Annotated in this window: 17 protein-coding genes, 1 other RNA gene and 3 pseudogenes; 12 read left to right on the forward strand and 9 right to left on the reverse strand. The window is 70.6% G+C overall.

Annotation, left to right across the window (positions count from 1 at the left end; all coding sequences use genetic code 11):
* The first annotated feature begins 4 nt into the window (after positions 1 to 4).
* From ACWGDB_RS27295 to ACWGDB_RS27305, 3 genes are read left to right on the forward strand one after another with little or no spacing between them, the layout of a single operon-like run.
* Positions 5 to 1,141 carry a hypothetical protein gene (locus ACWGDB_RS27295; protein ID WP_453824836.1) on the forward strand — a complete coding sequence of 379 codons (1,137 nt, stop codon included), beginning with the start codon at positions 5 to 7 and terminating at the stop codon, positions 1,139 to 1,141.
* Complete coding sequence (eccCa, locus tag ACWGDB_RS27300) at positions 1,138 to 5,139, forward strand: type VII secretion protein EccCa (protein ID WP_453824837.1); 4,002 nt, start codon at positions 1,138 to 1,140, stop codon at positions 5,137 to 5,139. The genes ACWGDB_RS27295 and eccCa overlap by 4 nt, the downstream gene beginning before the upstream one ends.
* Positions 5,136 to 6,539 (forward strand): DUF6177 family protein, encoded by a 1,404-nt coding sequence (locus tag ACWGDB_RS27305; RefSeq protein ID WP_453824838.1) that lies wholly within the window; start codon positions 5,136 to 5,138, stop codon positions 6,537 to 6,539. The genes eccCa and ACWGDB_RS27305 overlap by 4 nt, the downstream gene beginning before the upstream one ends.
* A gap of 341 nt (positions 6,540 to 6,880) precedes the next feature.
* On the opposite strand, the pseudogene ACWGDB_RS27310 reads toward ACWGDB_RS27305, so the two are convergent.
* A pseudogene (locus tag ACWGDB_RS27310) lies at positions 6,881 to 7,038 on the reverse strand (IS701 family transposase); the annotation flags it as partial.
* 338 nt (positions 7,039 to 7,376) lie between these two features.
* Between ACWGDB_RS27310 and ACWGDB_RS27315 the strand changes: the two are divergent.
* The 4 genes and pseudogenes from ACWGDB_RS27315 to ACWGDB_RS27330 all read left to right on the forward strand — a co-directional run bounded on the left by ACWGDB_RS27315 (position 7,377) and on the right by ACWGDB_RS27330 (position 11,560).
* Positions 7,377 to 7,928: a hypothetical protein gene (locus ACWGDB_RS27315; RefSeq protein ID WP_453824839.1), complete on the forward strand. Its 552-nt coding sequence runs from the start codon at positions 7,377 to 7,379 to the stop codon at positions 7,926 to 7,928.
* A gap of 192 nt (positions 7,929 to 8,120) precedes the next feature.
* Positions 8,121 to 8,915 (forward strand): annotated as a pseudogene (locus ACWGDB_RS27320) (pentapeptide repeat-containing protein); the annotation flags it as partial.
* Positions 8,916 to 9,011: 96 nt separating this feature from the next.
* On the forward strand, positions 9,012 to 10,091 hold the full coding sequence (locus tag ACWGDB_RS27325; protein ID WP_453824902.1) for a pentapeptide repeat-containing protein: 1,080 nt from the start codon (positions 9,012 to 9,014) through the stop codon (positions 10,089 to 10,091).
* Positions 10,092 to 10,426: 335 nt separating this feature from the next.
* Complete coding sequence (locus ACWGDB_RS27330) at positions 10,427 to 11,560, forward strand: DUF6907 domain-containing protein (RefSeq protein WP_453824840.1); 1,134 nt, start codon at positions 10,427 to 10,429, stop codon at positions 11,558 to 11,560.
* A gap of 250 nt (positions 11,561 to 11,810) precedes the next feature.
* Here the strand turns inward: ACWGDB_RS27330 and rnpB are convergent.
* The 4 genes and pseudogenes from rnpB to ACWGDB_RS27350 all read right to left on the reverse strand — a co-directional run bounded on the left by rnpB (position 11,811) and on the right by ACWGDB_RS27350 (position 14,571).
* An RNA gene (gene rnpB, locus ACWGDB_RS27335) (RNase P RNA component class A) lies at positions 11,811 to 12,217 on the reverse strand.
* 100 nt (positions 12,218 to 12,317) lie between these two features.
* Positions 12,318 to 13,100 (reverse strand): annotated as a pseudogene (locus ACWGDB_RS27340) (DMT family transporter); the annotation flags it as partial.
* Positions 13,101 to 13,119: 19 nt separating this feature from the next.
* Positions 13,120 to 13,950: a helix-turn-helix domain-containing protein gene (locus ACWGDB_RS27345; RefSeq protein WP_453824841.1), complete on the reverse strand. Its 831-nt coding sequence runs from the start codon at positions 13,948 to 13,950 to the stop codon at positions 13,120 to 13,122.
* Between the two features lie 42 nt (positions 13,951 to 13,992).
* Complete coding sequence (locus tag ACWGDB_RS27350; protein ID WP_453824842.1) at positions 13,993 to 14,571, reverse strand: Uma2 family endonuclease; 579 nt, start codon at positions 14,569 to 14,571, stop codon at positions 13,993 to 13,995.
* 163 nt (positions 14,572 to 14,734) lie between these two features.
* On the opposite strand from ACWGDB_RS27350, the gene ACWGDB_RS27355 reads away from it, so the two are divergent.
* Both ACWGDB_RS27355 and ACWGDB_RS27360 read left to right on the forward strand, forming a co-directional pair.
* Positions 14,735 to 15,493, forward strand: coding sequence for a MerR family transcriptional regulator (locus ACWGDB_RS27355; protein ID WP_453824843.1), 759 nt, complete (start codon positions 14,735 to 14,737; stop codon positions 15,491 to 15,493).
* Positions 15,490 to 16,107, forward strand: coding sequence for a hypothetical protein (locus ACWGDB_RS27360; protein WP_453824844.1), 618 nt, complete (start codon positions 15,490 to 15,492; stop codon positions 16,105 to 16,107). Before ACWGDB_RS27355 ends, ACWGDB_RS27360 begins: the two co-directional genes overlap by 4 nt.
* On the opposite strand, the gene ACWGDB_RS27365 is transcribed toward ACWGDB_RS27360, so the two are convergent.
* Entirely contained in the window at positions 16,058 to 17,503 is a 1,446-nt protein-coding gene (locus ACWGDB_RS27365; protein ID WP_453824845.1) for an RNB domain-containing ribonuclease, read from the reverse strand. The genes ACWGDB_RS27360 and ACWGDB_RS27365 overlap by 50 nt on opposite strands.
* Before the next feature lie 73 nt (positions 17,504 to 17,576).
* Here ACWGDB_RS27365 and yaaA point away from each other — a divergent pair, with 73 nt between their 5' ends.
* Both yaaA and ACWGDB_RS27375 read left to right on the forward strand, forming a co-directional pair.
* On the forward strand, positions 17,577 to 18,359 hold the full coding sequence (gene yaaA / locus ACWGDB_RS27370; RefSeq protein WP_453824846.1) for a peroxide stress protein YaaA: 783 nt from the start codon (positions 17,577 to 17,579) through the stop codon (positions 18,357 to 18,359).
* 81 nt (positions 18,360 to 18,440) lie between these two features.
* Positions 18,441 to 19,091: a bifunctional 4-hydroxy-2-oxoglutarate aldolase/2-dehydro-3-deoxy-phosphogluconate aldolase gene (locus ACWGDB_RS27375; protein ID WP_453824847.1), complete on the forward strand. Its 651-nt coding sequence runs from the start codon at positions 18,441 to 18,443 to the stop codon at positions 19,089 to 19,091.
* Here the strand turns inward: ACWGDB_RS27375 and ACWGDB_RS27380 are convergent.
* From ACWGDB_RS27380 to ACWGDB_RS27390, 3 genes are read right to left on the reverse strand one after another with little or no spacing between them, the layout of a single operon-like run.
* Positions 19,074 to 20,297: a bifunctional RNase H/acid phosphatase gene (locus ACWGDB_RS27380; protein WP_453824848.1), complete on the reverse strand. Its 1,224-nt coding sequence runs from the start codon at positions 20,295 to 20,297 to the stop codon at positions 19,074 to 19,076. The genes ACWGDB_RS27375 and ACWGDB_RS27380 overlap by 18 nt on opposite strands.
* An 11-nt stretch (positions 20,298 to 20,308) precedes the next feature.
* Complete coding sequence (locus ACWGDB_RS27385) at positions 20,309 to 21,052, reverse strand: zinc ribbon domain-containing protein (RefSeq protein WP_453824899.1); 744 nt, start codon at positions 21,050 to 21,052, stop codon at positions 20,309 to 20,311.
* Positions 21,049 to 21,921 carry a Nif3-like dinuclear metal center hexameric protein gene (locus tag ACWGDB_RS27390; protein WP_427841324.1) on the reverse strand — a complete coding sequence of 291 codons (873 nt, stop codon included), beginning with the start codon at positions 21,919 to 21,921 and terminating at the stop codon, positions 21,049 to 21,051. The genes ACWGDB_RS27385 and ACWGDB_RS27390 overlap by 4 nt, the downstream gene beginning before the upstream one ends.
* Before the next feature lie 255 nt (positions 21,922 to 22,176).
* On the opposite strand from ACWGDB_RS27390, the gene ACWGDB_RS27395 reads away from it, so the two are divergent.
* Entirely contained in the window at positions 22,177 to 23,352 is a 1,176-nt protein-coding gene (locus ACWGDB_RS27395) for a hypothetical protein (protein ID WP_453824849.1), read from the forward strand.
* Positions 23,353 to 23,433: the final 81 nt, after the last annotated feature.

Consider the following 23,433-nt stretch of genomic DNA (forward strand, 5'->3'; position numbering starts at 1 on the left):
GGAGATGGGCATGACCGGGGGAGGAGACTGGCAGCACGACCTGCTGCGGGAACTGGCCGGCGATGGCTCTGGCAACGCCCCGATCCCGTCCTCTCCCGCCGAGCCCGACGGGGTCCCCCGTTCCCCCGCGCAGCCGGAAACGGGACCGGCAGCGAATCCCGACCCGTCCCCCGCCGCTCCTCCCGTCCCGCGCCAGGTGCACGCCCCGCAGGCCCCTGTCGCGACCCCCGAGTCCCTCCCCACCGTCGATCCCCGTCTCGCCATTGCCCTCGGCCGCCCTCAGCACGGTGACTCGGTGGCCCGTCGCACCGGACGCACGCTGCGGCAACTCACCGCTTCCGCCGGGCAGGAGGTCGCCGAACAGACCCGCTTTGCCCAGGAGTTGCAGCAGCCGGTGACGACCGGCCGGGTGATCGCGGTGACCTCGATCCGTGGCGGCGTCGGCAAGTCGACAGTGTCCGCACTGCTGGCCCGTACCTTCAACCACTACCGGCACGACCCGGTGCTCGCCTTGGAGGCCGACGCGGCGCTCGGCACGCTCCCGGTGCGGCTGGGCGCGGACACGGTGCGCTGGTGCTGCGCGGACCTGGCCCGGATCCTGACTCCTTCCATGCGGCTGACCGATGTCACCGGCTACCTGGTGCCGGTGGCCGACGGCGGCTGGCTGCTGCCCGCGGGCCAGGGCCGGGTCGGCGCCCCGCTGGACCTGCGCACCTACATGACGGTGACGATGGCCCTGCGCCGCTATTTCGCGGTGACGGTGGTGGACTGCGAGACCCTGCCCGGTGAGGTGGCGCGCGCTGCGATGGACACCGCCCACGCCCGGGTGGTCGTCGCGCCGATGACCGCCGAGGGCGTGCACGGCACCCGGCAGGTCCTGGACTGGCTCGGGCAGTTGCCGCACTCCGCCCTGGACACCACCGTCGTCGCTCTCAGCGCGGCCTCACCCGACACCACGCTCGACGTGAAGTCGGCGGTCGCGCACCTGCGCGAGCCTGGCGTCCCCGTGATCCCGCTGCCCTACGACCGTCATCTCGCCCAAGGAGGCCCCATCCACACCGCCATGCTGGGCCAAGCCACCCGCGACGCGGCCGTCCGCCTGGCGGCCGAGGCGATGCAGCGGGCGGTGCGCGTCCGGTGACCCAGCAGATCGTCCACCGGCCCGCGCGCTCCACCCGCCCGCTCCCCTCCGCCGAGCCGCGCACCATCGAGGCGCCTCCGAACCTGCCCGAGGGCAAGATTGGCAACGCGGCCACTGCGCTGCTGCCCATGGCCGGCGTCCTCAGCTCCGTGGTGCTGATGACCGTCGTGCGCAACAGCCAGTTCGCTGCGATCGGCGCGATCGTGCTCGTCGTGGCCCTGCTTGGCGCGGTGGCGCTGTTCCTGTCCCAGCGGGGAAAGGCACAGCGCACCCGACGCGTCCAGCGGGAGCGATACCTGGAGTACCTGGAGGAGCAGCGCGAGGAACTGGGCACGGCCGAACGGGAGCGCAGGCAGCGTTCAAGGCTGCTCAACCCCCCACCAGAGGCTCTGTACGACCTCGTACGCGATCCCGCCCGACTGTGGGAGCGGCGACGGCAGGATGTCGACTTCCTGCAGGTGCGAGCGGGCACCGGCGACGTGCCGGCGCGGGAGCTGACCGTCGGCCTGAACAGTACGGGCGGGGTGCTGACCCCGCCGGACCCGTTCATGCTCAACGAGGCCCGCGCCCTGCAACACCGCTTCAGTACTGCCACCGACCTCCCGCTCACCGTGCCGCTGGACCGAGCCGGGAACGTCAGTGTCATCGGCGACCGCGACGGCGTCCTCCGCGTCGCCCGCGCGCTTCTGCTGCAGACGGCCGTGACACACGCGCCGGACGACGTCGCAGTCGCTCTCGCCACGGCCGACGAGTCCGAGTGGACGTGGGTGAAGTGGCTGCCCCACGTCCTTGACACCCAGGTGTACGACGGCCCTGTCGCCACCCGCCGGATCGCGCCCGACATAGCCGAGCTTTCCCGGCTGTGCGCGCCCGACCTGCGACAGCGCGCCGGGTACGCGGCAGAGGTGCGCCGCGGCCTGTCCGGCCGGGGCGCGGATGCCCTGCGCCTGACGTCTCGCATGCTCGTGATCAGCGACGCCTACGGCGACACCGCTGCCGAACTGCCCCGTCCGGACTCGGCGATCGGCTTGCCCGACATGGGCGTCACCGTGCTGCACCTGCTTCAGCAGCAAGTGCACGAGCCCGACCAGGTCAGCGTGCGCATCACCGTCCACGGCGACCGGATAGTCGTCGACGACCTGCGCGCCCCGAACGCGCCCACGGCGCACGGGACCCCCGACCCGGTAACCGTCCCCGGTGCCGAGGGCATCGCACGCATGCTGGCCCCGCTGCGTCTCTCCGCCGAGTCCGTGGCTGAGGGCACGCCGGTATCCGGCCCGGTCGACTTCCCCGCCCTGCTCGGCGTCGACGACCCGGCCGCCCTCGACCTGACACAGCTGTGGGCCCCGCGCAATGAGCGCGACTTCCTGCGCGTCCCCATCGGCCTCACCGACCGTCACGAGCCGGTGCTGCTGGACCTCAAGGAGTCCTCGCAGCTCGGCATGGGCCCGCACGGACTGTGCGTGGGCGCCACCGGCTCCGGCAAGAGCGAGCTACTGCGCACCCTCGTCCTGGCCCTGGCCGCCACCCACTCCCCCGAGGACCTGGCCCTGGTCCTGGTCGACTACAAAGGTGGCGCCACCTTCGCCCCGTTCGCTGAACTCCCGCATGTCGCAGGGGTGATCACGAACCTGGAGAACCAAGCCGGCCTCGTCGAACGCGTCCACACCAGCCTCGTCGGCGAGGTCAAACGCCGTCAGCAGGTACTGAAGGACGCCGGGAACGTCGCCGACATCGGACACTACGCCGCACTGCGCGCCTCGACCCGACCGGACCTGGAGCCGCTGCCCCACCTGTTCGTCGTCATCGACGAGTTCGGCGAACTCATCACCGCCAAGCCGGACTTCATCGACCTGTTCCTGTCCATCGGCCGTATCGGCCGCTCCATCGGCGTGCACCTGCTGCTGTCCAGCCAGCGCATCGAGGGCGGGAAGCTCAAGGGCCTGGACACCTACCTCTCCTACCGCCTCGGCCTGCGCACCTTCTCCGCCGACGAGTCCCGCACCGTCCTGGATACCACGGACGCCTTCCACTTGCCGCCGCTGCCCGGCTTCGGCTACCTCAAGGTCGACACCTCCACCTACGAGCGCTTCAAGGCTGGCTACGTCTCCGGCACATATCGCGGCCCGGCCCTGCGCGAAGAGCGAAACGACGAGCCGCTCGTGCGGCCCTACCCTGCCTACAACACCCCGCAAAAGCCCGGGACCGACACCATCGAGGAGCCGGCCGCCACCAAGCGCGAGACCGGCCCGACCGTACTGTCCGTCATGGTCGGCCAACTCGCCACCGCCGCACCCCCAGTACGCCGGATCTGGCTGCCCCCGCTGCCCGACGCCACCACCCTGGAAACGGCCGCCGGCCCCCTCCAGGCCGGTACGGACGGTCTCCGCCTCGCCCACGGCGACAGGCCGATGCGCGTCCCGCTCGGCACCCTCGACGACCCGGCCCGACAATGGCAGCAGCCATGGCTGCTGGACCTGACCATCGCCGGCGGACACGCGGCCCTCATCGGCGGCCCGCAATCCGGCAAGACCACCTTGCTGCGCACCCTCGCTCTCTCCCTAGCCCTCACTCACACCCCCTACGACGTCGCCGTGTACGGCCTCGACCTAGTCGGCGGCGGACTGTCCGCATTGGCTGGCCTGCCGCACGTCGGCGGCATCGCCGGACGCGCCGACCACGAACGAGCCGCCCGCACCGTCGCCGAGTTGCGCGCCATGCTCGCCCAGCGCGAGGAGACGTACCGCGAACTGGGCATCGACTCCGTCGACCAACTTCGCCACCTGCGCGCCCAGGGCAAGCTCCCGCATCTCGGCGCCACCGACATCGTGCTACTCATTGACGGATTCGGTGCCCTGCGCGAGGAGTTCGCCGACCTCGACGACGCGGTGGCCGACCTGCTCAAGCGCGGCGGCGGCTACGGCATCCACGTCGTGGCGGGCATGCTCCGTTGGAACGACGTCCGCATCGCCACCCAGTCGATGTTCGGTACCCGCATCGAGCTGCGCCTGAACGACCCGGCCGACTCCTCCATCGACCGCAAGCTCTCCGAGACCCTCACCCCCGACACCCCCGGCCGAGCGCTGACCGACGGCAAGCTGTTCGCGCAGGTGGCCCTGCCTCGCATCGACAACCGTCCCGCCTCGGACGACCTGGGCCCGGCCCTGGAACGCACCGCCCGCACCATCCGCGCCTCTTGGCACGGCGAACTCGCCCCACCCGTACGGGTCCTGCCCACCCGGCTTTCCGCCGCCAAGCTGCCCACCCAGGCAGCGGAGCCGACGCGGATACCCGTCGGCGTCGACCAGGACACCCTCTCGCCCGTCCTACTCGACCTCTTCGGCACCGACCAACACCTGCTGATCCTCGGCGACAACGAATGCGGCAAGACCAACCTGCTCAAGCTGATCGCCGCCCAGCTCGTCGAGCGCCACACGGACACGGAACTCGTCTTCGGCATCTACGATCCCCGCCGCGTCCTGCGCGGCGTGCTCCCCGAGCCCTACCGCGGCGGCTACGCCCACAACGCCCAGCTCGCCGCCGCCCTGTCCACCGGCATCGCCACCGAACTGGAAAAGCGCCTCCCGGAGACCGCCGACCCCGACGCACTGTCAACCACCGAGCCCACCTTCACCGGGCCGCGGATCGTGATCCTGATCGACGACTACGACATCCTCACTACCGCAGGGCAGCAGCCGCTGACGGCCTTCCTGCCGTACCTCTCCTCCGCCCAGGACATCGGCCTGCACTTCGTCCTCGCCCGCCGCACCGCCGGCGCCTCCCGCGCCCTGTACGAGCCGCTGCTGACCGCCCTGCGCGAGACCGGCGCCACCGCCCTCCTCATGACCGGAGAGCGCACCGAGGGCCAGCTCTTCCCCGGCCTCTACGCCTCCCAGCAGCCGCCCGGCCGCGGCACCCTCGTCCGCCGAGGCCGCCCCCACCAGCTCATCCAGACCGCCCTCACCGACGAACCCACCGAAGAGGCCCCTCAAGCGTGACCAAGGACGTCATCGCCCTCACCCCCAAGATGCCGGACCTGCCCACCCTCCTCGCGGGCCTCTACGCCGGCGGCCCCGACCTCGGCGTGAACACCACCGCCGACGGTGCCGTCGTCCAGCTCTGCGCCCCCAACGGCCGCCCCCTGGTCTCGGTGGAGGCGCCCATCCTCATCCAGGTCCCGGGCGAGACCGCCCGTCTGCTGGGTCACGCGGTCGAGGAAGGGCCGGTGTGGTGGACTGAGGCCCGCGCCTCCACCGCCGTCGCCGAGGCCGGACGGCTGGCCGGCTCCTTCGCCGGGCGGCTGGCGACTGTGCTGGGCGGCACGGTCTGGCCGCCCGAGGCCGCCACCACCGACGCAGTCCCCCTAACCACCGACGTCTCGGCAATCCCTGTCCCGGCCACCGGCGCCCCCGCAGTGGACGTCCTCACCGCCACGACGGCCGTGGTCATCCAGGACCGCCCCCTGGTCGCCATGACCAGCTGGCTCTCCGACGCCCTGCGCACCGCAACCGCCGCCGACCAAGCCCTGCAGATCGTCACTCCGCCCACAGCCCGCCTCACCCTGCCGACCCGCACAGCCCTGCGCGGCCTGCCCAACCGCTGGGTCGTCCAAGACCCCGAACACGGCTACTACGACGGCCTGTCCGGCGCCGTACTCCACTGGAAGAACGGCACCTTCACCCCCGTACTTGACGAGGACGGCGCCGCCTCCGTGGCCGAGGCGTTCAAGACGGCCACCGAGACCGGTGAACGCCAGTTTCTCCTCACCCTGCGCACCCGGCACCCCGCAGATGCAGACCTCGTCCTCGGCCGCGCCCTGGAGGCCACCTTCCGGCACCTCACCGGCGCCGCACCAGCAGGCTGGAGCACCGCCGAACCGATCAATCTCCCCTGGTCCACCCGCCAGTTGACCGACCTGGCCCGCGCCCGTGCGCCCCGCCCCAGCTGGCTGATCGCCGTCGGACACCCCGACCAGCCCGCTCTCGCCACCATGCGCGTGCTCCGGACGACGGGGGGCATCGAAGAAGACATCACCCTCGCGCTCGGCTATGGCGGAAACGAGACACCGCCCCTGCGAGCCGTCGAGTCTCTCGCAGCCGAGCTCGACGCGGAGCACGGTCTCGTCACCTTGCTCACGGCCCTCCGAGCCGCCCGCCGCGACCTCACCGTCCCCGCACAGCTCGAACCCCCTCCGATCCCCGTCACCTTCACACTCGGCCACAACGAGGCTCGGCGCATCGGTCCGCCCCGCGCCGAGCAACCGCCCCTCGGCCTCACCCCCACGCGACTCGGTCCCCCGGCCGAACCGGCCCTCCATTACTCCCTGGGGGATGGAACCGAACCGCACGCCTGGTCTACCTTTCAGCGCCTCACCCAGCACCTCAAGCAGCAGGCATAACCGCCAGAGCACGCCGCGCCCCAGTACTGCAGTACGGTTTCGTGATCTATCCGGTGGGTTCGTTGGCGGACCGTCGCTGGTTGTTGCAACGTCGAGCTATTGCCTGGTGACGTCTACGCCAGGCGCACCAGCGCAGCAGTCTGGCCGGGGTCACGGCTAGTGGGGTGAGACTGGCGGCGGGTCTCCGGGACTGTCAACGCGATCGGATCGCGGCTGCGGGCGATCCGGTGAGGTTCGGCGGGCCGGTCCGGTGTCGTGCTGGCGGCGATGGCGGCCAGGAAGGCCTGGGCGAGCATGGCCAGCGTGATGTGCTGGTTCCATGAGGTCCAATTGCGGACCCGGTGTTCCACAGCGTGGGGGCGTAGGTCATCGCGGACGGTGTCGGCGTCCCAGCGGGTGCAGCGCAGCAGGCGCTGCATCGGCCCGGGTCGGGTGCGACTGGCCTGTTCGGCCAGCTGCCAGCAGTTCTTCGCTCGACACCCGACAGCAGACCGAGCAGATAGGCACGGACGGTCGCCCGTGGTTCAACTCACCTGAGTCGTCCCGCGATCCGGGTCGTGACGTGGTCGAACATCGCCCGCCAGGTAGACGGAGGGCGCGTGGACTTTAGGCGACTCCCGGCGCACGTGAGCTCTCAGCGACTTCAGAACCGGCGTGAGAGCTTGTGGGCACCGAGCCGGCGCCATGGACGGGAGAGGGCTCGGAAGCCGTTGGTCAGCGGGCCGACTTACCGCCGTCCAGGAGCTGAGGGAGAGGGGGTTGGAGATTTCAGGTGTGGTTCAGCGACTTGCCGTTGCACACATCGCCAGATGCCGTACGGGTGGACACACTTAACTCATGAAGGCGTCGGAATGGGCTCTTGTCCTATCGAGCGTAAGCATGGGGGCCACCGCTACCACTGCAACGTTTGCGGTGAAGACTTACCTGCGAGTCAAGCCGAAGGTCGAAATCCTTATTGAACAACATGGCATGAGCCCCTTAGCCCCTAAGCCACGACAACAACGGGATTACCGCTTCCGTATCCGATTCGCCAACCGAGGCACTATGGCTATCGGTGTCGAGCGCGTTGAACTGACATCCGTCCACGGTCAGTGGTGGCGCAGAGAGTTGAGGTTCGGCGGTGGGGAGAGATTCGAGGATCCTCAGAAGCTAGAGCCATTCGGTGGCCTCAAGTACTTCAGGAACGTCACCCCCAGTGTGCTTATGCACGAGGGGCACCCACCTACCTTCGTGTACTTCACTGCGTGGCTGACGGACGGCCGAACCATCCACAGTGAGTGGCTCAAGGGGTTGCCTGACCTCGTGGTGGAGATTGGGCCGGACGCTGAGGAACCTGAGCCCCCAATACGGCAGCGTCGGAGGTGGCTCGGATGGCTCGGGGGCCGCTAGCCGGCCTGCTGTCCAGCCGCGCGGCTCAACTGCTGGTGTTCCTCAAGTCGGCATACTGAGAGGTCGTGAACGGGCATCCTGCGGGCATGTCTCTTCCAGTGATCGCGATCACTGTCTCAGGGCTCAGTGCTCTCTTCGCGGGTCTGGTGTGCCAGTCTGGGCGCCCTTGAGGCGCATCAGAAGAAAGCTGCGATGACTGTCACCCCCGACGAACCCTGGGCGCAGTGCGGGCTGGGGGCGGACCCCGCGACGGCCCCAGAAGGTTGCCCCGGGGTTCGAATCCCCAGTCACGATGCCTGCCTTGCCCATGTCACGGACGCCGAGCGATCCGCCTACTTCACGACTCTCGGGCCCGGCTCGGACATCGATCACCGGGGAACTCCCTTCAGCGACGCCCTTCTCGGAGAACTCCTCGACGCCCTGCGCGATCCCGACACCGACAGGGTCAGCATCGGCGACGCGCACTTCGAGACGGCGCAGTTCGACGGGACAGCAGACTTCGACGGCACGGAGTTCAGCGGTGACGCCCGCTTCGAGGGCACCCAGTTCCGTGGTGCGGCCCGCTTCAACGGGGTGCGATTCGGCGGCTACACCGCGTTCATCGCGGCGAGTTTCAACGACGGTGGCTGGTTCTTCCAAACACAGTTCGAGGATGCCGCGCACTTTGAGTTGGCGCAGTTCAGGGACTCCTCGTTCCTCGCGACCCGATTCGCCGAGGATGCGGGATTCAACGGCACGCGCTTCGGCGGAGACGCCATCTTTCGTGCTGTGCGCTGCGGCCGTGAGGCTCAGTTCGTCGGCACGCAGTTCGGCGGAGAGGCTCAGTTCGACGAAGTCGAAGTCGTCGGCGAGGCCGCCTTCGTGGAAGCGAAGTTCGCAGGCCGTGCCCGGTTCATGGCGGCTCGGTTCGACGGTGGCGCGAGGTTCGACAGAACACGATTCGCCGAGGACGCGCTGTTCCAGGGAGCGCAGTTCAACGGCCGCGCGTGGTTTCATGGGGCCCACATCGGCACGGGAGTCTCGTTCGCGAACGCCCAATTCCCCGGCATCCCAGATCTGGGGCCTCTGGTCTGCGGGGGCTGGGTGGACCTGTCCACGGCCCTGTTCACCGTCCCGTTCACACTCCGCGTCGTCGCACGCAGCCTGACCTGTGCCCGAACGCAGTGGGAGCAGACGGCAACCCTGCGAGTGCGCTATGCGACCGTCGATCTCACCAGCGCGGTACTGAACGCCCCGCTGGCGGTCATCGCCGACCCCAGCTCCGTCGAGCCGGACGACAGCCCACTCGCCGACCTTCCGCCCACGGTTGCGGTGACGTCGGTGCAGGGACTGGACGCCGCCCACCTGGTCCTCACCGACGTAGACCTGAGCGACTGCGTGTTCTCCGGGGCCTTCCACTTGGACCAACTACGGTTGGAGGGCCGCTGCACTTTCGCCCCCACTCCGACGGGTCTCCACCGTCGCTTCCTATGGCCTCACTGGTGGACACGACGTCGCACCCTGGCGGAGGAACACCACTGGCGTGCGCAATCCTCCGGCCAGTCGGCCCCGCCGACCTCGCCCCGGCACTGGCGTACCGGCCCTCACCACCACGACCCGGGCCTCACCCCCACCCCGGAGACCGTCGCCGCCCTCTACCGCCAACTTCGCAAGGCCTTCGAGGACGGCAAGAACGAACCCGGCGCCGCCGACTTCTACTACGGTGAGATGGAGATGCGCCGCCACGACCGCACCGACACCCCGCACGGCGAGCGCGGGCTGCTGTGGGCGTACTGGCTGCTATCCGGATACGGCATGCGCGCTTCACGAGCCCTCGGCTGGCTGGCCCTCGCCATGATGACGACCATCGTCCTGATGATGGGCTTCGGCCTGCCCCAAAACTCGCCCAAACAGCGGGCGACCGGTGTGGTCCCGGCCGGCGGAGGAACCGTCACCTTCGAGATCGACAAAGAGGATCCGAAGAACCCCACCGGCGACCGGTACACGAGCGAACGGTTCGAGAAGGCCCTCAAACTGACCCTCAACTCCGTCGTATTTCGCTCCAGCGGCCAGGACCTCACCACGGCCGGCGACTACATCGAGATGACGTCCCGGTTCACCGAACCCGTCCTGCTCGGTCTCGCCGCCCTCGCAATCCGAGGACGCGTCAAACGCGGCAACTAGTGTGCGTCCGCTGCACTGTGCAGACTCTTCCCAGTCAGAGCCAGCTCCGTTCCGTTGCGCGAAGTTCCTCATGAAGCGGTACGCCGTGTCCCCTGCTAGTGATCAGCCGTACTTCGTAACGAGACATTGTCGTCCTAACGGGCAGCAAAAGGCTCGCAGTTTACCGCCGAACGGCAGCCCTGAGGACAGATGTTGCTAGGACGGAGAACGTGTGCGCGGGCTGAGCGAGGCTGAGCAACGAGGAGCCAGGCAACAGAAGGCAGGAAGCCAGCGGTCACACCCGCGCCCTGCCCCAGGCATCCGAATCCGGCCCGTCTACGACAAGGGACGAGAACGTGAGCATCGCCGTATCAACGACGGACAGCAGCAGCACCAAGGACTTCATCGCCCTCAAGAATGACCGGCAGCTCTGCGCCGTCCACCCGGACTGGTGCACTGAGACCGGTGTCCACGACGACCACTTCGGGGCCAGGCATGTCGTCATGGGCAATGACAACCGCGAGCTTCTGGACGCGCGTTTGCTGGACTTCTCGGGTTCCGACCCGGTCATAGGTCTGGGTGAGACGGACACGGACGCGATCGAGGCCCGCTCAAAGGCGAAGGAGCTCCACAGGTTCGCCGATGCCCTTGAGGCCCTCGCGGACACGATGGATGCCTCCACCAATGGCGAGCCGCCAAATGGTTCGGACACGATCTCCTGCCCCGACGGCGTCTCTTTCTGTACGGGAGACCCGGCGGACCACGAGGACCCGAACGAGTACTTTCACCACGGCCCGTTCACCGCCATGGGCGCCCACCGCCCGTACGCTGGACGGCGGGGGGACGGCATCATGGCGTTCCACCTGTCCCAGGTCAACGGCGAAGCGCCCGGACTGGACTTCGTGGCCGGCGGCGACTGGCCGACGCTCAGCCTCGGGGAGGTAGACGAACTGATCAGCGACATGAGCGTGCACCTGGCGAAGCTCCGGGCAGCACGTACGCAGATCGCTGGCCTGACGTCCGGGCAGACCATCGAGACCGCGGCAACGGCCGGCCTCACTTGGACGTACGACGACAGGTACGGCACCCGGCACACCGTCACGTGTCCGTCCTGGTGCACGGTGGACCACACCGATGACATGGAGGGAACGCGCCACCCGGCCGACGTCCACCACCAGATGTACGGCACTGTGGCCCACGCCGAATACACCGAGGGCTACGAGGACTACAAGCCCTGGCAACTGCTCTGCGCGCACCTCGCCGTGAGTCCGGACTCAACAGCCAGCCCGGCCTACCGAGTCCCGCACGTTCTGGTCGAAGTGGCCGCCGACATGTACACCCGCCCGATGGATCCCGACCAGCTGGCCGAGTTCATCGAGACGGTGGCCGGGCAGTTGGAAGAGCTTCGCGCGATGCACCCCCGGCTCGCCGCAGCCCGCGCCGAATGGGCCGCACGGCCCCATACGACCACCAACGCCAAGGCCGCGTAATCCCGCCGGTCCAAGGCCACCCTGAGGACTGCGATCCGATCCCTACGTCATGGTCCGACGGCTGACGCGAATGCCCAGCCCAGAGGCCTCGCCCGCCCCTCCGCTCCAGGGACTTTTCAGGGACTTTCAGCTCTGTCCGAGGGACTTCCGAGGGACTTTCCGCCGCGTAACGCGGCAAGCCCCTGAAAGACCCGAAAGGGCCTCCGTCCCAGATCAGAGGCCCTTTCCAAGGCAAAGCCGCAGGTAGCGGCAGACGAGTCGGGCTGTACGCCGGGTTCTGTTCCCAGGGTTCCTCGCGGAGCCCTGGGCGACGGCCATCCATCTACGACCGGCGTTGCCGCCGGCCTCCTGCGGTCTACCCGCGGACTCGGGCGGGCAGCCCTCGAACGTCCGCGCAGGGTCACCGGTTAAGGCGGCCCCTTCTTGACCTTGCTCCGGGTGGGGTTTACCTAGCTGCTCAGGTCACCCTGAGCACTGGTGGTCTCTTACACCACCGTTTCACCCTTACCCGGCGCCGAAGCGCCGGGCGGTTTGCTTTCTGTGGCACTGTCCCGCGGGTCACCCCGGGTGGCCGTTAGCCACCACCCTGCCCTGTGGAGCCCGGACGTTCCTCGGGAAGCCCCCTGAGGGACTTCACGCGGCCGCCCGCCCGGCTCGTCTGCCGTGTGGACCATGTTACCGGCCTGCGGGGGGCCGTCGTCGCCAGTACCGAGCCCGTCAGGATCAGGGCGAAGGCCGCAGCGATCCCTGCCGTGAGGCGCTCGTCCAGAAAAACCGCCCCCGCCGCCACCGCGACCGCCGGATTGACGTACGTGAAGACCGTCGCCCGCGTCGGGCCGACCTCCTTGATCAGCTCCAGGAAGGCCACGAAGGCGACCGCCGTGCAGATCGCGCCCAGGGCGGCCAGGGCGGCCAGACTCTCGGCCGACGGCATCGCGGCAGGCCACGTCAGCCCCGCCGCGGGGGCGTAGACGAGGGCCGCGAAGGTCAGGCAGGCCGCGGTGAGGTGGAGGGAGGGGACGTCCCTCAGCCAGCGTGCCGCGATCAGGGGCGCCGTCGCGTAGCCCAGTACCGTCAGCAGGACCTCCGCCAGGGAGCGGGCGTCGCCGCCGGTCAGATGGGGGACGGTGAGCGTCGCCACGCCTGCCAGGCCCAGGGTCAGGCCGGTCAGGCGGCGGACGCCCAGGTGCTCCGTCCGGCCGAAGAAGCGGGCCAGGGCGACGCCGACTATCGGTACGCCCGCTATCAGCAGGCCCGCCGTCGAGCTGGACAGGTGGCGTTCCGCGTCCGTCAGGGTCCACCACGGGCCGATGATCTCTATGCACGCGAAGGCCAGCATCGGGCGCCAGTGCCGTCGTACCGTCCCGGGCAGGCCGCCCTGGCGGATCGCGAAGGGCAACAGCAACGCCGCGCCCAGGGCGCATCGTGTGAACACCACCATCGACGGGGAGACCTCGTCCACCGCCACCTTGATCATCAGGTACGGGATGCCCCAGACCACGCTCATCAGGGCGAAGAGAAACCAACCGCGTGCAGTCATGCGGCGAGTCTCGGTCGGCTCATGCTCCCTTGTCTTGAACGCTGTTGCGGTACGCCGCCGGGGTGACGCCCAGTACCCGGCGGAACCAGCGCGTCAGGTGCGCCTGGTCCGCGAAGCCCACCAGGCCGGCGACCTCGGCGGGGCGCAGGCCCGTCTCCAGCAGGGATCGGGCCCTGCTCACCCGGTACTGGGCCAGCCAGGCGTACGGCGGCACTCCCATGGTCGTACGGAAGGCCCGCAGGAGCTGGTAGCGGGAGAGGCCCAGGTCGGTGGCCAGGGACGCCAGGGAGGGTGGGGCCGTGAGCTCGTCGGCGAGGCGGTCGCGGACGGTCCTCGCCAGGTGATCGGCGCCCGCGACCGTGTCGGTCGTCGCCCGGGCCGTGGAGTGGCGGCGGGTCAGGGCGGTCATGAGCCACGGGATGCGGGACTCGGCTTCCAGGGGGTCCGGGCAGACGGCCAGTTCGGCGTGCGTGCGGCTCAGGGCCGTGGCCAGGTCGGGGTCGTCGAGGAGGGGGTCGCGGAAGTGTGGGGCTGCGGTGCCGAGGGTGCCGTCGGTGAGCAGGGACGTATCGGCGTACAGGGCTCGGTAGGCGTATCCGCCGGTCTCGGCCGGGCCGCCCGTGTGCATCTCGCCCGGTGCCAGGACGACGATGGAGCCGGGGGTGGGGCGGAGGCGGCCGCCCCGGTAGTCGATGATCTCGCTGCCGCCGACGCAGACGCCGATCGTGAACTCGTCATGGGCGTGCGGGGCGTACACGTGCCGGTCGAAGCGGGCGGTGAGCAGATCGAGCGGCGGACCGCCCCGGCCGAGCCTCGCCCGGGTCCAGCTGGCCTGCTCACGTGTGGTCATCACATACCCCCTGGGTTTCCAGGGGGTACAACGCCGAGGGCCTCAGAGAAAGTCCGTCGTCTCCAGCTCGAAGCCGAAGGGCTCCGGAAGGGCGAGCGCTTTGCCGAAGGGACGAGTGCAGTGCTCGCGATAGTCGTCCTCCTCAGGGGCGCTGAAGAGTGTGACTTGCGAGGTGTCACGGTCGATCAAGAGGTACAGGGGGACACCCCCGCGCGCGCAGCAGCGGCGCTTGGCCTCACGGTCGGCGCGGGGCCTGGTGGAAGTGACCTCCAGCACCATGGCAACGCCATCACAGGCCATCCAGGACCCGGCGCCTCCAAAGAGGTCGGACTCGATGGGCGCGAATGTGACGTCCGGGACCACGTGGTTCTTGGGACAGGACTCCCCGCTCCTCAGTCTCAGCCCTTTGTTTCCGGAGAAGTCCATGTCGGTCCCGGACCGCTTGATCACTTGCCTCACGATGCGGCTGATGTACTTCTCGTGATCCCCGTCCGGCGGCGGCGTCACAACGATCTCCCCCTCGATCAGCTCGGCCCGGAAACCCTCCGGCGTGTCCAGGGCGAGAAAGCCCTCCAGCAGGACCTCCTCCTGCGTGAGCGGCTCGTGGGCCATGGCAGTCATGTCACGCCCCTCCTTCGGTCGCTCGCCAGCCTGGGACATCGGAAGATCACCTGTCCGAGAGATCGGGAACCGTTCCCTCGATCGTGGCACACGACCAGCGCCACCGTCAGGCGCCGAGCCGGTCACTTGACCCTGCCGCAACGTCAACGTCTCTACTGATCCCATGCGGATCGGAGAACTCGCCGCCGCCGTCGGCGTCACCACGCGCACGGTGCGGCATTACCACCATCAGGGGCTCCTGCCCGAGCCTGACCGGCGGCCCAACGGCTACCGGGAGTACACGTTGCGGCATGCCGTCGTGCTGGCGCGGATCCGGCGGCTGACGGAGTTGGGGCTGGGGCTCGCGGAGGTGCGGGACGTGCTCGCGGAGGATGCCGGAAAGGATCTCGTCGAGGTGCTCACCGAGCTCGATGAGGATCTGGCCCGGCAGGAGGCGGCGATCCGGGAGCGGCGGGTGCGGCTGCGGGCGTTGCTGGAGGCGGAGGGCGGGCTGCCCGTCGAGGGGCCCGTGTCGCCGCAGTTGGCCGCGCTGTTCCGGGACATGGCGCATGTCACCGACTCCCCCATGGCGGCCAAGGACCGCGAGATGCTCGCGCTGATCGAGACCACGGCCGGTCCCGAGGCACGGGAGCAGCTCATGGGCGCGCTGGGGAGTGCGCTCGACCGGCCGGGCGGCAAGGAGCGGGCCCTCGCCGCCTACGCCCTGCTCGACGAACTCGCCGACGCCGACCTCACCGACCCGCGCGTGGAGGAGGCGGCCCGGGCCCTCGCGGACTGCCTGCCCCGCGATCTGCTGCCGGAGCCGTTGGACGTCGACCCCGACAACAGCTTCCTGCGCGCCTTCTACGCCGACTTCGCCCCGGCACAGGCCGAGGCGATCCGCCGTACGTTGCGGATCCTCATGGAAGGGGACGGACCATGACGCGGACCGCGCTCACGCTCCTGCGGCACGAGCTGCGGCTCGTCACCAGTCTCTGGCTGTGGGCGGCCCGGCGGCGGCACGGGCTCGGTGACGGCACCGGGTTCGGGTACGCGCGCGGGCAGGGCACGATGATGCTGGGATTCGGGTTCGTGATCGTCATCGAGTCGATCATGATGTCCGTGCTGCTGCGGAACTACCCGGCGGTGCAGCGGGGGTGGTTCATGCTCGACATGTACACCCTCGTGATCATCATCGGGATGCACGCCGCCTCAGTCGTACGGCCGCACGTCCTGGACGCCGGCTTCCTGCGTGTCCGCCGTGCCGCGCACGTCGATCTGCGCATACCGCTGGAGAAGATCGCGCATGTGCGCCGTGAGCTGCGCACCACCCATGAGCGGGCCGACGGTGAGCTCAACCTCCCCATCGGGGCGCAGACGACCGTGACGCTCGAACTCACCGAGCCCGTCGCCCACTTCACCTTCCTCGGCCGGCGGCGGGACGTCCGTCTCGTGCGCTTCCACGCCGACGAGTCCGACAGCCTCGTACAGGCGCTCGTACGGGCGGTCAATCAGGAGCGAAGCGGACCTTCGGCGCTTCCGGATCTGCCTGTGTGAGGCGGACCCTGAGCCGCTCCCCCAGCGGCAGCGGGTCCGTGCCCTCGATCCGGCCGATGATCGCCGGTGCCTCCAACTGCACGGTTCCCACGGTGGGTTGACGCTCCTCCACCTCCACCACCCAGCCGTCGAACACCTCCCCCACCCGGTCCTCGAGCAGAGCCGCCTCCACCAGGTCGACGCACGCACGCTCGACCGTGCCCGCCCGCCGGGTGCCCTCGGCCATCCGGGCGGGCAGCGTGTCGAGAACCATGAGAACCCACTCGGGGATCGGCCGATCGGCGGCGGCCGCGAGGCAGATCTCGGAGGTGTGGCGGTCGGCCAGGCGGCGCAGGGGGGCCGTGCAGTGGGCGTAGGGGGCGGCCACGGCGGAGTGCGTGGTGATGTCCGGCAGGGTTCCGTCCCGGAAGACCGTGTAGCCGGCGCCGCGCAGCAGCGTCGTGCACTCCTGGAGGAAGGCCGCGTGGTCCGGGCGGTGGGGGTCGAGGGAGCGGACGAGTTCGGCGTACGAGACGTGGTGCGGCCAGTCGACATGCAGGGCGTGCGCGGTACGGCGCAGTCGGCCGACGGCGCCGTCGGGGGCGGCGGGGAGGGTGCGCAGGATGCCGGTGCCGGCCGCGAGCATCAGGTCGGCGGCGGCCATGCCGGTCAGCAGGGAGATCTGGGAGTTCCAGCCGTCGGCGGGGAGCGGAGCGCGATAGGCGAGCTCATAGGCGTGATCGCGCTCGACGATCTCCTGTTCGGGCACGCTCAGCGAGATCCCGCCCCGCTCCACCTCCAGCGCCTCCCTCAGCTGCCCGATCTCCTTCAACAGGGCCAGCGGTTCCTCGGCGGTTCCCTCGTCGATCTGCTTCTGCACGCCCGCATAGTCCAGCTTGGCCCGGCTGCGGACGAGGGCGCGGCGGACGTCGACGGCGCGCGTACGGCCGTCCCCGTCGAGGTCGATGGTCCACAGGACGGCGGGGCGGTCCTGGTCCGGGAGCAGGCTGGCCGCGCCCTCGCTCAGCAGCTCGGGGTGCAGCGGGACCTTCTCGTCGGGGAAGTAGAGGGTGGTCACCCGCCGGCGTGCCTCCCGGTCGAGTGCGCCCGACGGTACGACGGAGGCGGCGACGTCGGCGATGGCGTACCGGACGCGGTAGCCGGTGCCGTGGCGGGACAGGTGCATCGCCTGGTCGAGGTCGGTGGAGGTGGGCGGGTCGATGGTGAGGAAGGGGATGTCGGTGGCGTCGTACAGGTCCGGCGACGGGAGGGCCGGGGCCTTCGCGGCCCGCTCGGCCTCCGCCAGCACCTCGGGCGGGAAGCGCCCAGGGACGCCGAGTCCGGTACGCAGCGCGGTGAGGGCGGCCCGGAGAGGGGCTTCGGGGGCGCCGGTCACTCTGATGTGGCGGCGGGGCATGAGTCGAGCGTAGGGCGAGGGTGGCCGGGTGGCACGCCGTACCCTGTGGCGGGGTTCGATCGAAGGAGTATGTGTGCTTGTCCTGCTGCCGCCTTCCGAGGGGAAGGCCCCGTCCGGTCGGGGTGCCTCGCTGAAGCTGGAGTCGCTGTCCTTGCCGGGGCTCACCGGGGCCCGGGAGGCCGTACTGAGTGAGCTGGTCGAGCTGTGCCGCGGCGACGAGGACAAAGCGCGGGACGTTCTCGGGCTGAGCGAGGGGCTCCGGGGGGAAGTCGCGAAGAACGTCGACCTGCCTACGGCGGGGGCGCGGCCGGCCGGGGAGATCTACACCGGCGTGCTGTACGACGCCCTCGACCTGGCGTCGCTGGACACGGCGGCGAAGAAGCGGGCGGCTCGGTCGCTGCTCGTCTTCTCGGGGCTGTGGGGCGCGGTGCGGGTCACCGACCGCATCCCCTCCTACCGCTGCTCGATGGGCGTGAAGCTGCCCGGTCTCGGCGCGCTCGGGGCGCACTGGCGGGCGCCGATGGCGGACGTGCTGCCCGAGGCGGCCGGGGACGGGCTGGTGCTGGATCTGCGATCGTCGGCGTACACGGCGGCGTGGAAGCCGAAGGGCGAGGTGGCCGGGCGGACGGCGTCGGTACGGGTGCTGCATGCGCCGACCCGGAAGGTCGTCAGCCACTTCAACAAGGCGACGAAGGGGCGGATCGTCCGGAGCCTGCTGACGGCGGGTGCCGTGCCCGCGGGTCCGGCCGAGCTGGTGGAGGCGCTGCGGGACCTCGGGTACGAGGTGGAGGTCGAGGCGCCGGCCAAGGGCGGCAAGGCGTGGACGCTGGATGTGCTGGTGGCGGAGATCCACTGACGCTCCGCGAGCGAGCGGGGCACATTGCAGCATGCGCAACGACCTTTGCGCATGCTGTTCACTGCACGGCAGGATGACGTCATGACCTCTCCCCTGCCCGCCTCCGTGCTGGATCTCGCGCCCGTCGTGCCCGTCGTCGTCATCGAGGACGCCTCCGACGCCGTACCGATGGCGCGGGCGCTCGTCTCCGGCGGGCTCCCCGCGATCGAGGTGACGCTGCGGACGCCGGCGGCGCTGGACGCGATCCGGGCGATCGCCGCCGAGGTGCCGGGGGCCGTGGTGGGCGCGGGCACGGTCATCACGCCCGAGCAGGTGACGGCTTCGGTGACGGCCGGGGCGCGGTTCCTGGTCAGCCCGGGCTGGACGGACGTACTGCTGGCGGCGATGCGGGTGTCCGGGGTGCCGTTCCTGCCGGGGGTGTCGACCACGTCGGAGGTCGTGGGGCTGCTGGAGCGGGGCGTGACGGAGATGAAGTTCTTCCCCGCGCAGGCCGCGGGCGGCACGGCGTATCTGAAGTCACTCGCCGGGCCGTTGCCGCGGGCGCGGTTCTGCCCCACGGGGGGAATCGGGCCGGGCAACGCGCCGGAGTATCTGTCCCTGCCCAACGTCGGCTGCGTCGGCGGCACTTGGATGCTTCCGGCGGATGCGATCGCCGCGCGGGACTGGGCCCGGGTCGAGAAGCTGGCCCGGGAGGCCGCGGGGCTGCGGAAGGGGTCAGGCGCGCAGGTGTGACGTGTCGTTGAAGAGCCGCACGCTCGCGTTGCCGTCGGCGTAGTAGGCCACCGCCGAGAGGGAGGCCGCCGAGAGTTCCATGCGGAACAGGGACTCGGGCGGGGCGCCCAGGGCGAGGCGTACGAACGTCTTGATCGGGGTGACGTGCGTGACCAGGAGGACCGTGCGGCCGGCGTACGCCGCGATCAGCTTGTCGCGGGTGGCGGCGATGCGGGTGGCGGTCGCCGCGAAGCTCTCGCCGTCGCCGGTGGGCCGGGCCTCGGGGTCGGCCAGCCAGGCGTTGAGGTCGTCGGGGTGACGCTCGCGGACCTCGCCGAAGGTGAGCCCCTCCCAGGCGCCGAAGTCGGTCTCGCGCAGGCCGTCGTCGACGCTCACGTCGAGGCCGAGGCGGGCGGCGACGATGCCGGCGGTCTCGCGGGTACGGGCCAGCGGCGACGCCACGACGGCCTGGATCGTCCCGCGCCGGGCGAGCGCGGCCCCGGCCCGCTCGGCCTGCTCCCGGCCGACGTCGGAGAGGGCCGGATCGGTACCGCCGCTCCCCGAGAACCGCTTCTGCGGCGTCAGGGGCGTCTCCCCGTGCCGCAGCAGAACGAAGGTCGCGGGCGCCCCCATGTCGGCAGGAGCCCAGCCGGACGACGGTGCGGCCACGGTACGCGCGGCCCTGACATCGGCCTCGGCCTTCCCGGGCGCGGTGGAGGCCGGCCCCTCGGCCGGCTCGGCCTCCGCCGCGGCCCGCGCAGCCTTCGCGTCAGCCGCCGCCAGTTCCGCCGTGGAGGCCTCGGGCGACCACTGCTCGCCCCGCTTCCCGGCGTCCATCGCCTCGTTGGCGAGCCGGTCGGCGTGCTTGTTCTGCTCCCGGGGCATCCACTCGTACGTCACCTGGGACGCCGGCAGGACGGCCGCCGCCTCGAAGGCCAGCGGCTTCATGTCGGGGTGCTTGATCTTCCAGCGGCCCGACATCTGCTCGATGACCAGCTTGGAGTCCATGCGGACGTGGACCGTGGCCGTCGGGTCCAGTTCATGTGCGGCACGCAGGCCCGCCAACAGGCCGCGGTACTCGGCGACGTTGTTCGTGGCGACGCCGATGTACTCGGCCGCCTCGGCCAGCGTCTGCCCCGTCGCCGCGTCGATGACCACGGCACCGTAGCCCGCGGGTCCGGGGTTGCCCCGTGACCCGCCGTCGGCCTCGACGATGAACTCCCGCACGGCACAGGCTCCTAGAGGCCGGACTCGGCCGTACGCACCAGAATCCGGCGGCAGTTCTCGCACCGCACCACGGTGTCCGGCGCCGCCTGGCGGATCTCGTTCAGCTCGGTGATGGCGAGCTCCTGGCGGCAGCCCTGGCAGCTGCGCTGGTAGAGCTTGGCCGCGCCGATGCCGCCCTGCTGCAGGCGCAGCTTGTCGTAGAGCTTGAGGAGGTCCGCGGGGACCGAGCCAGCCAGGACCTCGCGCTCCTTCGTGACCGTGGCCACCTCGCCGTCGATCTCCTCGAACGCGGCTTCCCGGCGGGCGGTCGCGTCGTCGACCTTCCCCTGCACGGCGCCGACCCGCTCGGTCAGCTCGGCGACCCGCTCCTGCGCGGACTCGCGGCGCTCCATGACCTCCAGGACGACGTCCTCCAGGTCGCCCTGCCGCTTGGCGAGGGAGGTGATCTCGTGCTGGAGGTTCTCCAGGTCCTTCGGGGAGGTGACGGCACCGGAGTCCAGGCGCTGCTGGTCGCGGGCGGCGCGCTGGCGCACCTGGTCCACGTCCTGCTCGGCCTTGGTCTGCTCGCGGGCGCAGTCGCTCTCCTCGGTCTGCGCGGCGACGAGCAGGTCGCGCAGCTGCGTGTGGTCCTTGGTGAGCGACTCGATCTCGGCGTGCTCGGGCAGCGACCTGCGCCTGTGGGCGAGCTGCTGGAGGCGGACGTCGAGGGCCTGGACGTCGAGGAGGCGGATCTGGTCGGCGGGCGCGGCGTTCAGTTGGGGGCTCCAGATGTGTCCGTGATGGCGGCCGCGTGGGCGGTCCAGGGGTCGGTGACCGTCTTCGAGACGTGGACGCGCAGGTCCCATCCGTTGCGGTCGGAGATCTCGTCGAGCTGGGTGGCGGCCAGCTCGCACCAGGGCCACTCGGTGGCCCAGTGCGCCGCGTCGAGCAGCGCGAGAGGACTGTGGGTACGGCTGTGGGCGCGGTCCGCGATGAACTCGGACGCCGGGTGGTGGCGCAGGTCCGCGGTGAGGAAGGCGTCGACGCCGGCGGCACGCACGTCGTCGAAGAGGCTGTCGCCGGAGCCGCCGCTCACGGCCACCGTGCGGACCGTCGCGTCCGGGTCGCCGGCCACGCGGATGCCCTGCGCGGTGGCGGGCAACCGCTCGGCGGCGCGGGCGGCGAGTTCGCGGACGGTGAGCGGGTGGTCCAGTTCGCAGACACGGCCCAGGCCCCTGCGGCCCTCCGGGTCGCTCGGGTCCGGCACCAGCGGGCGTACGACGCGCAGGTCCAGCGCGCCGGCCAGCGCGTCGCTGACGCCCGGGTCCGCCGTGTCGGCGTTGGTGTGCGCCACGTGCAGCGCGATGTCGTTCTTGATGAGGGTGTGGACGACCCGGCCCTTGAAGTGCGTCGCCGCGACCGTCGTCGTACCGCGCAGGTAGAGCGGGTGGTGCGTGACCAGCAGGTCGGCGCCCAGTTTCACCGCCTCGTCCACGATCTCCTGGACCGGGTCGACGGCGAACAGGACCCGGGAGACCTCCTGGTCGGGGTCGCCCACGACGGTGCCGACCGCGTCCCAGGACTCGGCCCGCTCGGCGGGCCACAGGTTCTCCAGCGCGGCGATGACTTCAGACAGACGGGGCACGCAGGCAAGGCTACCTGCCTGGTCCGTACGGCTGTACCGGCACGGGAGGAGGCGGAAGCCTCCCGCGGCCCACGCCCCGGCCGACTCGAGGCCGTCCGGGGGTCACCCTCCGGTCACCCCTGACCCCGCTCAGCACAAGCACCCCCGTTTCCTCAGGCGAATCGTTCCTGGGCCATCCCTTTGTGTGAAGCGGAACCCGGCTGTCCCACGCCTGTGCGTGCGAAAACTAGCTTCGTCACCGGAGGTGACCGGACCATGACGGCCTGTGCGATCGAGCCCGCGGCGGAGCACGAGGACGGCGACGCGCCTCGTGCGGAATGCACCATCACGGCGGACGGTTCCTACGCGGCCCGCCTCGCGCCGGCCGGCGACTGCTGGTTCCCGGAGCGCTGGACCCTGGACGGCCCCGAGCCCTACGCCGTGCCGCTGCCCGCCCACCAGCCGGAGGAGCCCGGCACCGAGGTGCAGCCGATGGGCGACGGGCGGGTCCTGATCTGCCGACCGACCGACGGACGGCACATCTTCTCGCTGCTGTACCCGACCGGTCCCGGCACCGGCGAGCTGCTGCTCGGCGCGGTCCAGTGCCCGCCGGAGCAGACCCGGCTGCGGCTGCTGCCCCCGGCACCGGGCGGCGGCAGGGCGTACGCCCTCGCGGTGGGCCGGCACTCCAGCGCGGTGTGGCTGGTGGCGGGCGGCACGTTCGGGCCGGAGCAGCTCGCGGAGGTCCCGGGGCGCTGCTCGGGCGGGGTGTGGCTGGACCGGGGCGGGCGGATGCTGGCCCTCGACCGTCTCGACCCGGAGCCGGGGGGCCGTACGAAGGCCGTCGTGGTCGACCTGGAGCGGGGCGGCGAGGTGTCACCGCTGTTGCAGATCGCGGACGACAGCGACGACCGGTTGCTGCTCGCCGACCCGGACAGCGGGCTGCTGATGATCGGCTCGGACGCGGCCTCGCCGGGGCAGGAACGATTGGGCTGGGGCGTATTGGGCAGCACGCTGCCGGTGCGCTTCCCGGAGTGCCTGCGGATGCCCGCCTGCGGGGTGACGCCGTTCGCGATCCAGCCGGGGCAGGTGCTGACGCCGGAGAGCTGCGGGGTGGCGTTGCGGGTCGACGGGCCGGTCGGAAGTTGGGTCGGGGTGTGGCGGCCCACCGAACGGCGGGTACGTCATCTTCCGGCACCCGAGGGGTGGTTGGCGGGTGCCGGGTTGTGGACGCGGGACGGGGTGCTGCAACTGCCGTATGCCACCGAGGAGGTGCGGTGCGGGGTGGCTCGGGTGGAGGTGCCTTCGTCGGGGGCGCCGTCCTCGAACTCGGCCTCCGGGACGCCGGATTCGGCAGCGCGCGAGCCTTCGGAAACGGACCCTCCGGCTCCCGTCGCGGCCCGTCCCGTGCCGTTGCAGCAAGCCCCGTTGGGCGGTCTTGTAACGAAGTAGTGGCGGTTGGCGTGGCCGCCTGGATTCGGCCCCTGGGGGGTTGGTTAAACTCGCCCGGCTGTGAGCAAAAGATCATGTTGA

It is taken from the genome of Streptomyces sp. NPDC055013, from assembly GCF_053608645.1.

Coding starts and splice junctions, on each gene's coding strand:
- ACWGDB_RS27355 (WP_453824843.1), top strand. CDS start 14,735: ATGCGGATCGGAGAACTCGCCGCCGCCGTCGGCGTCACCACGCGCACG.
- ACWGDB_RS27350 (WP_453824842.1), bottom strand. CDS start 14,571: ATGACTGCCATGGCCCACGAGCCGCTCACGCAGGAGGAGGTCCTGCTG.
- ACWGDB_RS27345 (WP_453824841.1), bottom strand. CDS start 13,950: ATGACCACACGTGAGCAGGCCAGCTGGACCCGGGCGAGGCTCGGCCGG.
- ACWGDB_RS27360 (WP_453824844.1), top strand. CDS start 15,490: ATGACGCGGACCGCGCTCACGCTCCTGCGGCACGAGCTGCGGCTCGTC.
- ACWGDB_RS27375 (WP_453824847.1), top strand. CDS start 18,441: ATGACCTCTCCCCTGCCCGCCTCCGTGCTGGATCTCGCGCCCGTCGTG.
- ACWGDB_RS27395 (WP_453824849.1), top strand. CDS start 22,177: ATGACGGCCTGTGCGATCGAGCCCGCGGCGGAGCACGAGGACGGCGAC.
- ACWGDB_RS27295 (WP_453824836.1), top strand. CDS start 5: ATGGGCATGACCGGGGGAGGAGACTGGCAGCACGACCTGCTGCGGGAA.
- ACWGDB_RS27315 (WP_453824839.1), top strand. CDS start 7,377: ATGAAGGCGTCGGAATGGGCTCTTGTCCTATCGAGCGTAAGCATGGGG.
- ACWGDB_RS27365 (WP_453824845.1), bottom strand. CDS start 17,503: ATGCCCCGCCGCCACATCAGAGTGACCGGCGCCCCCGAAGCCCCTCTC.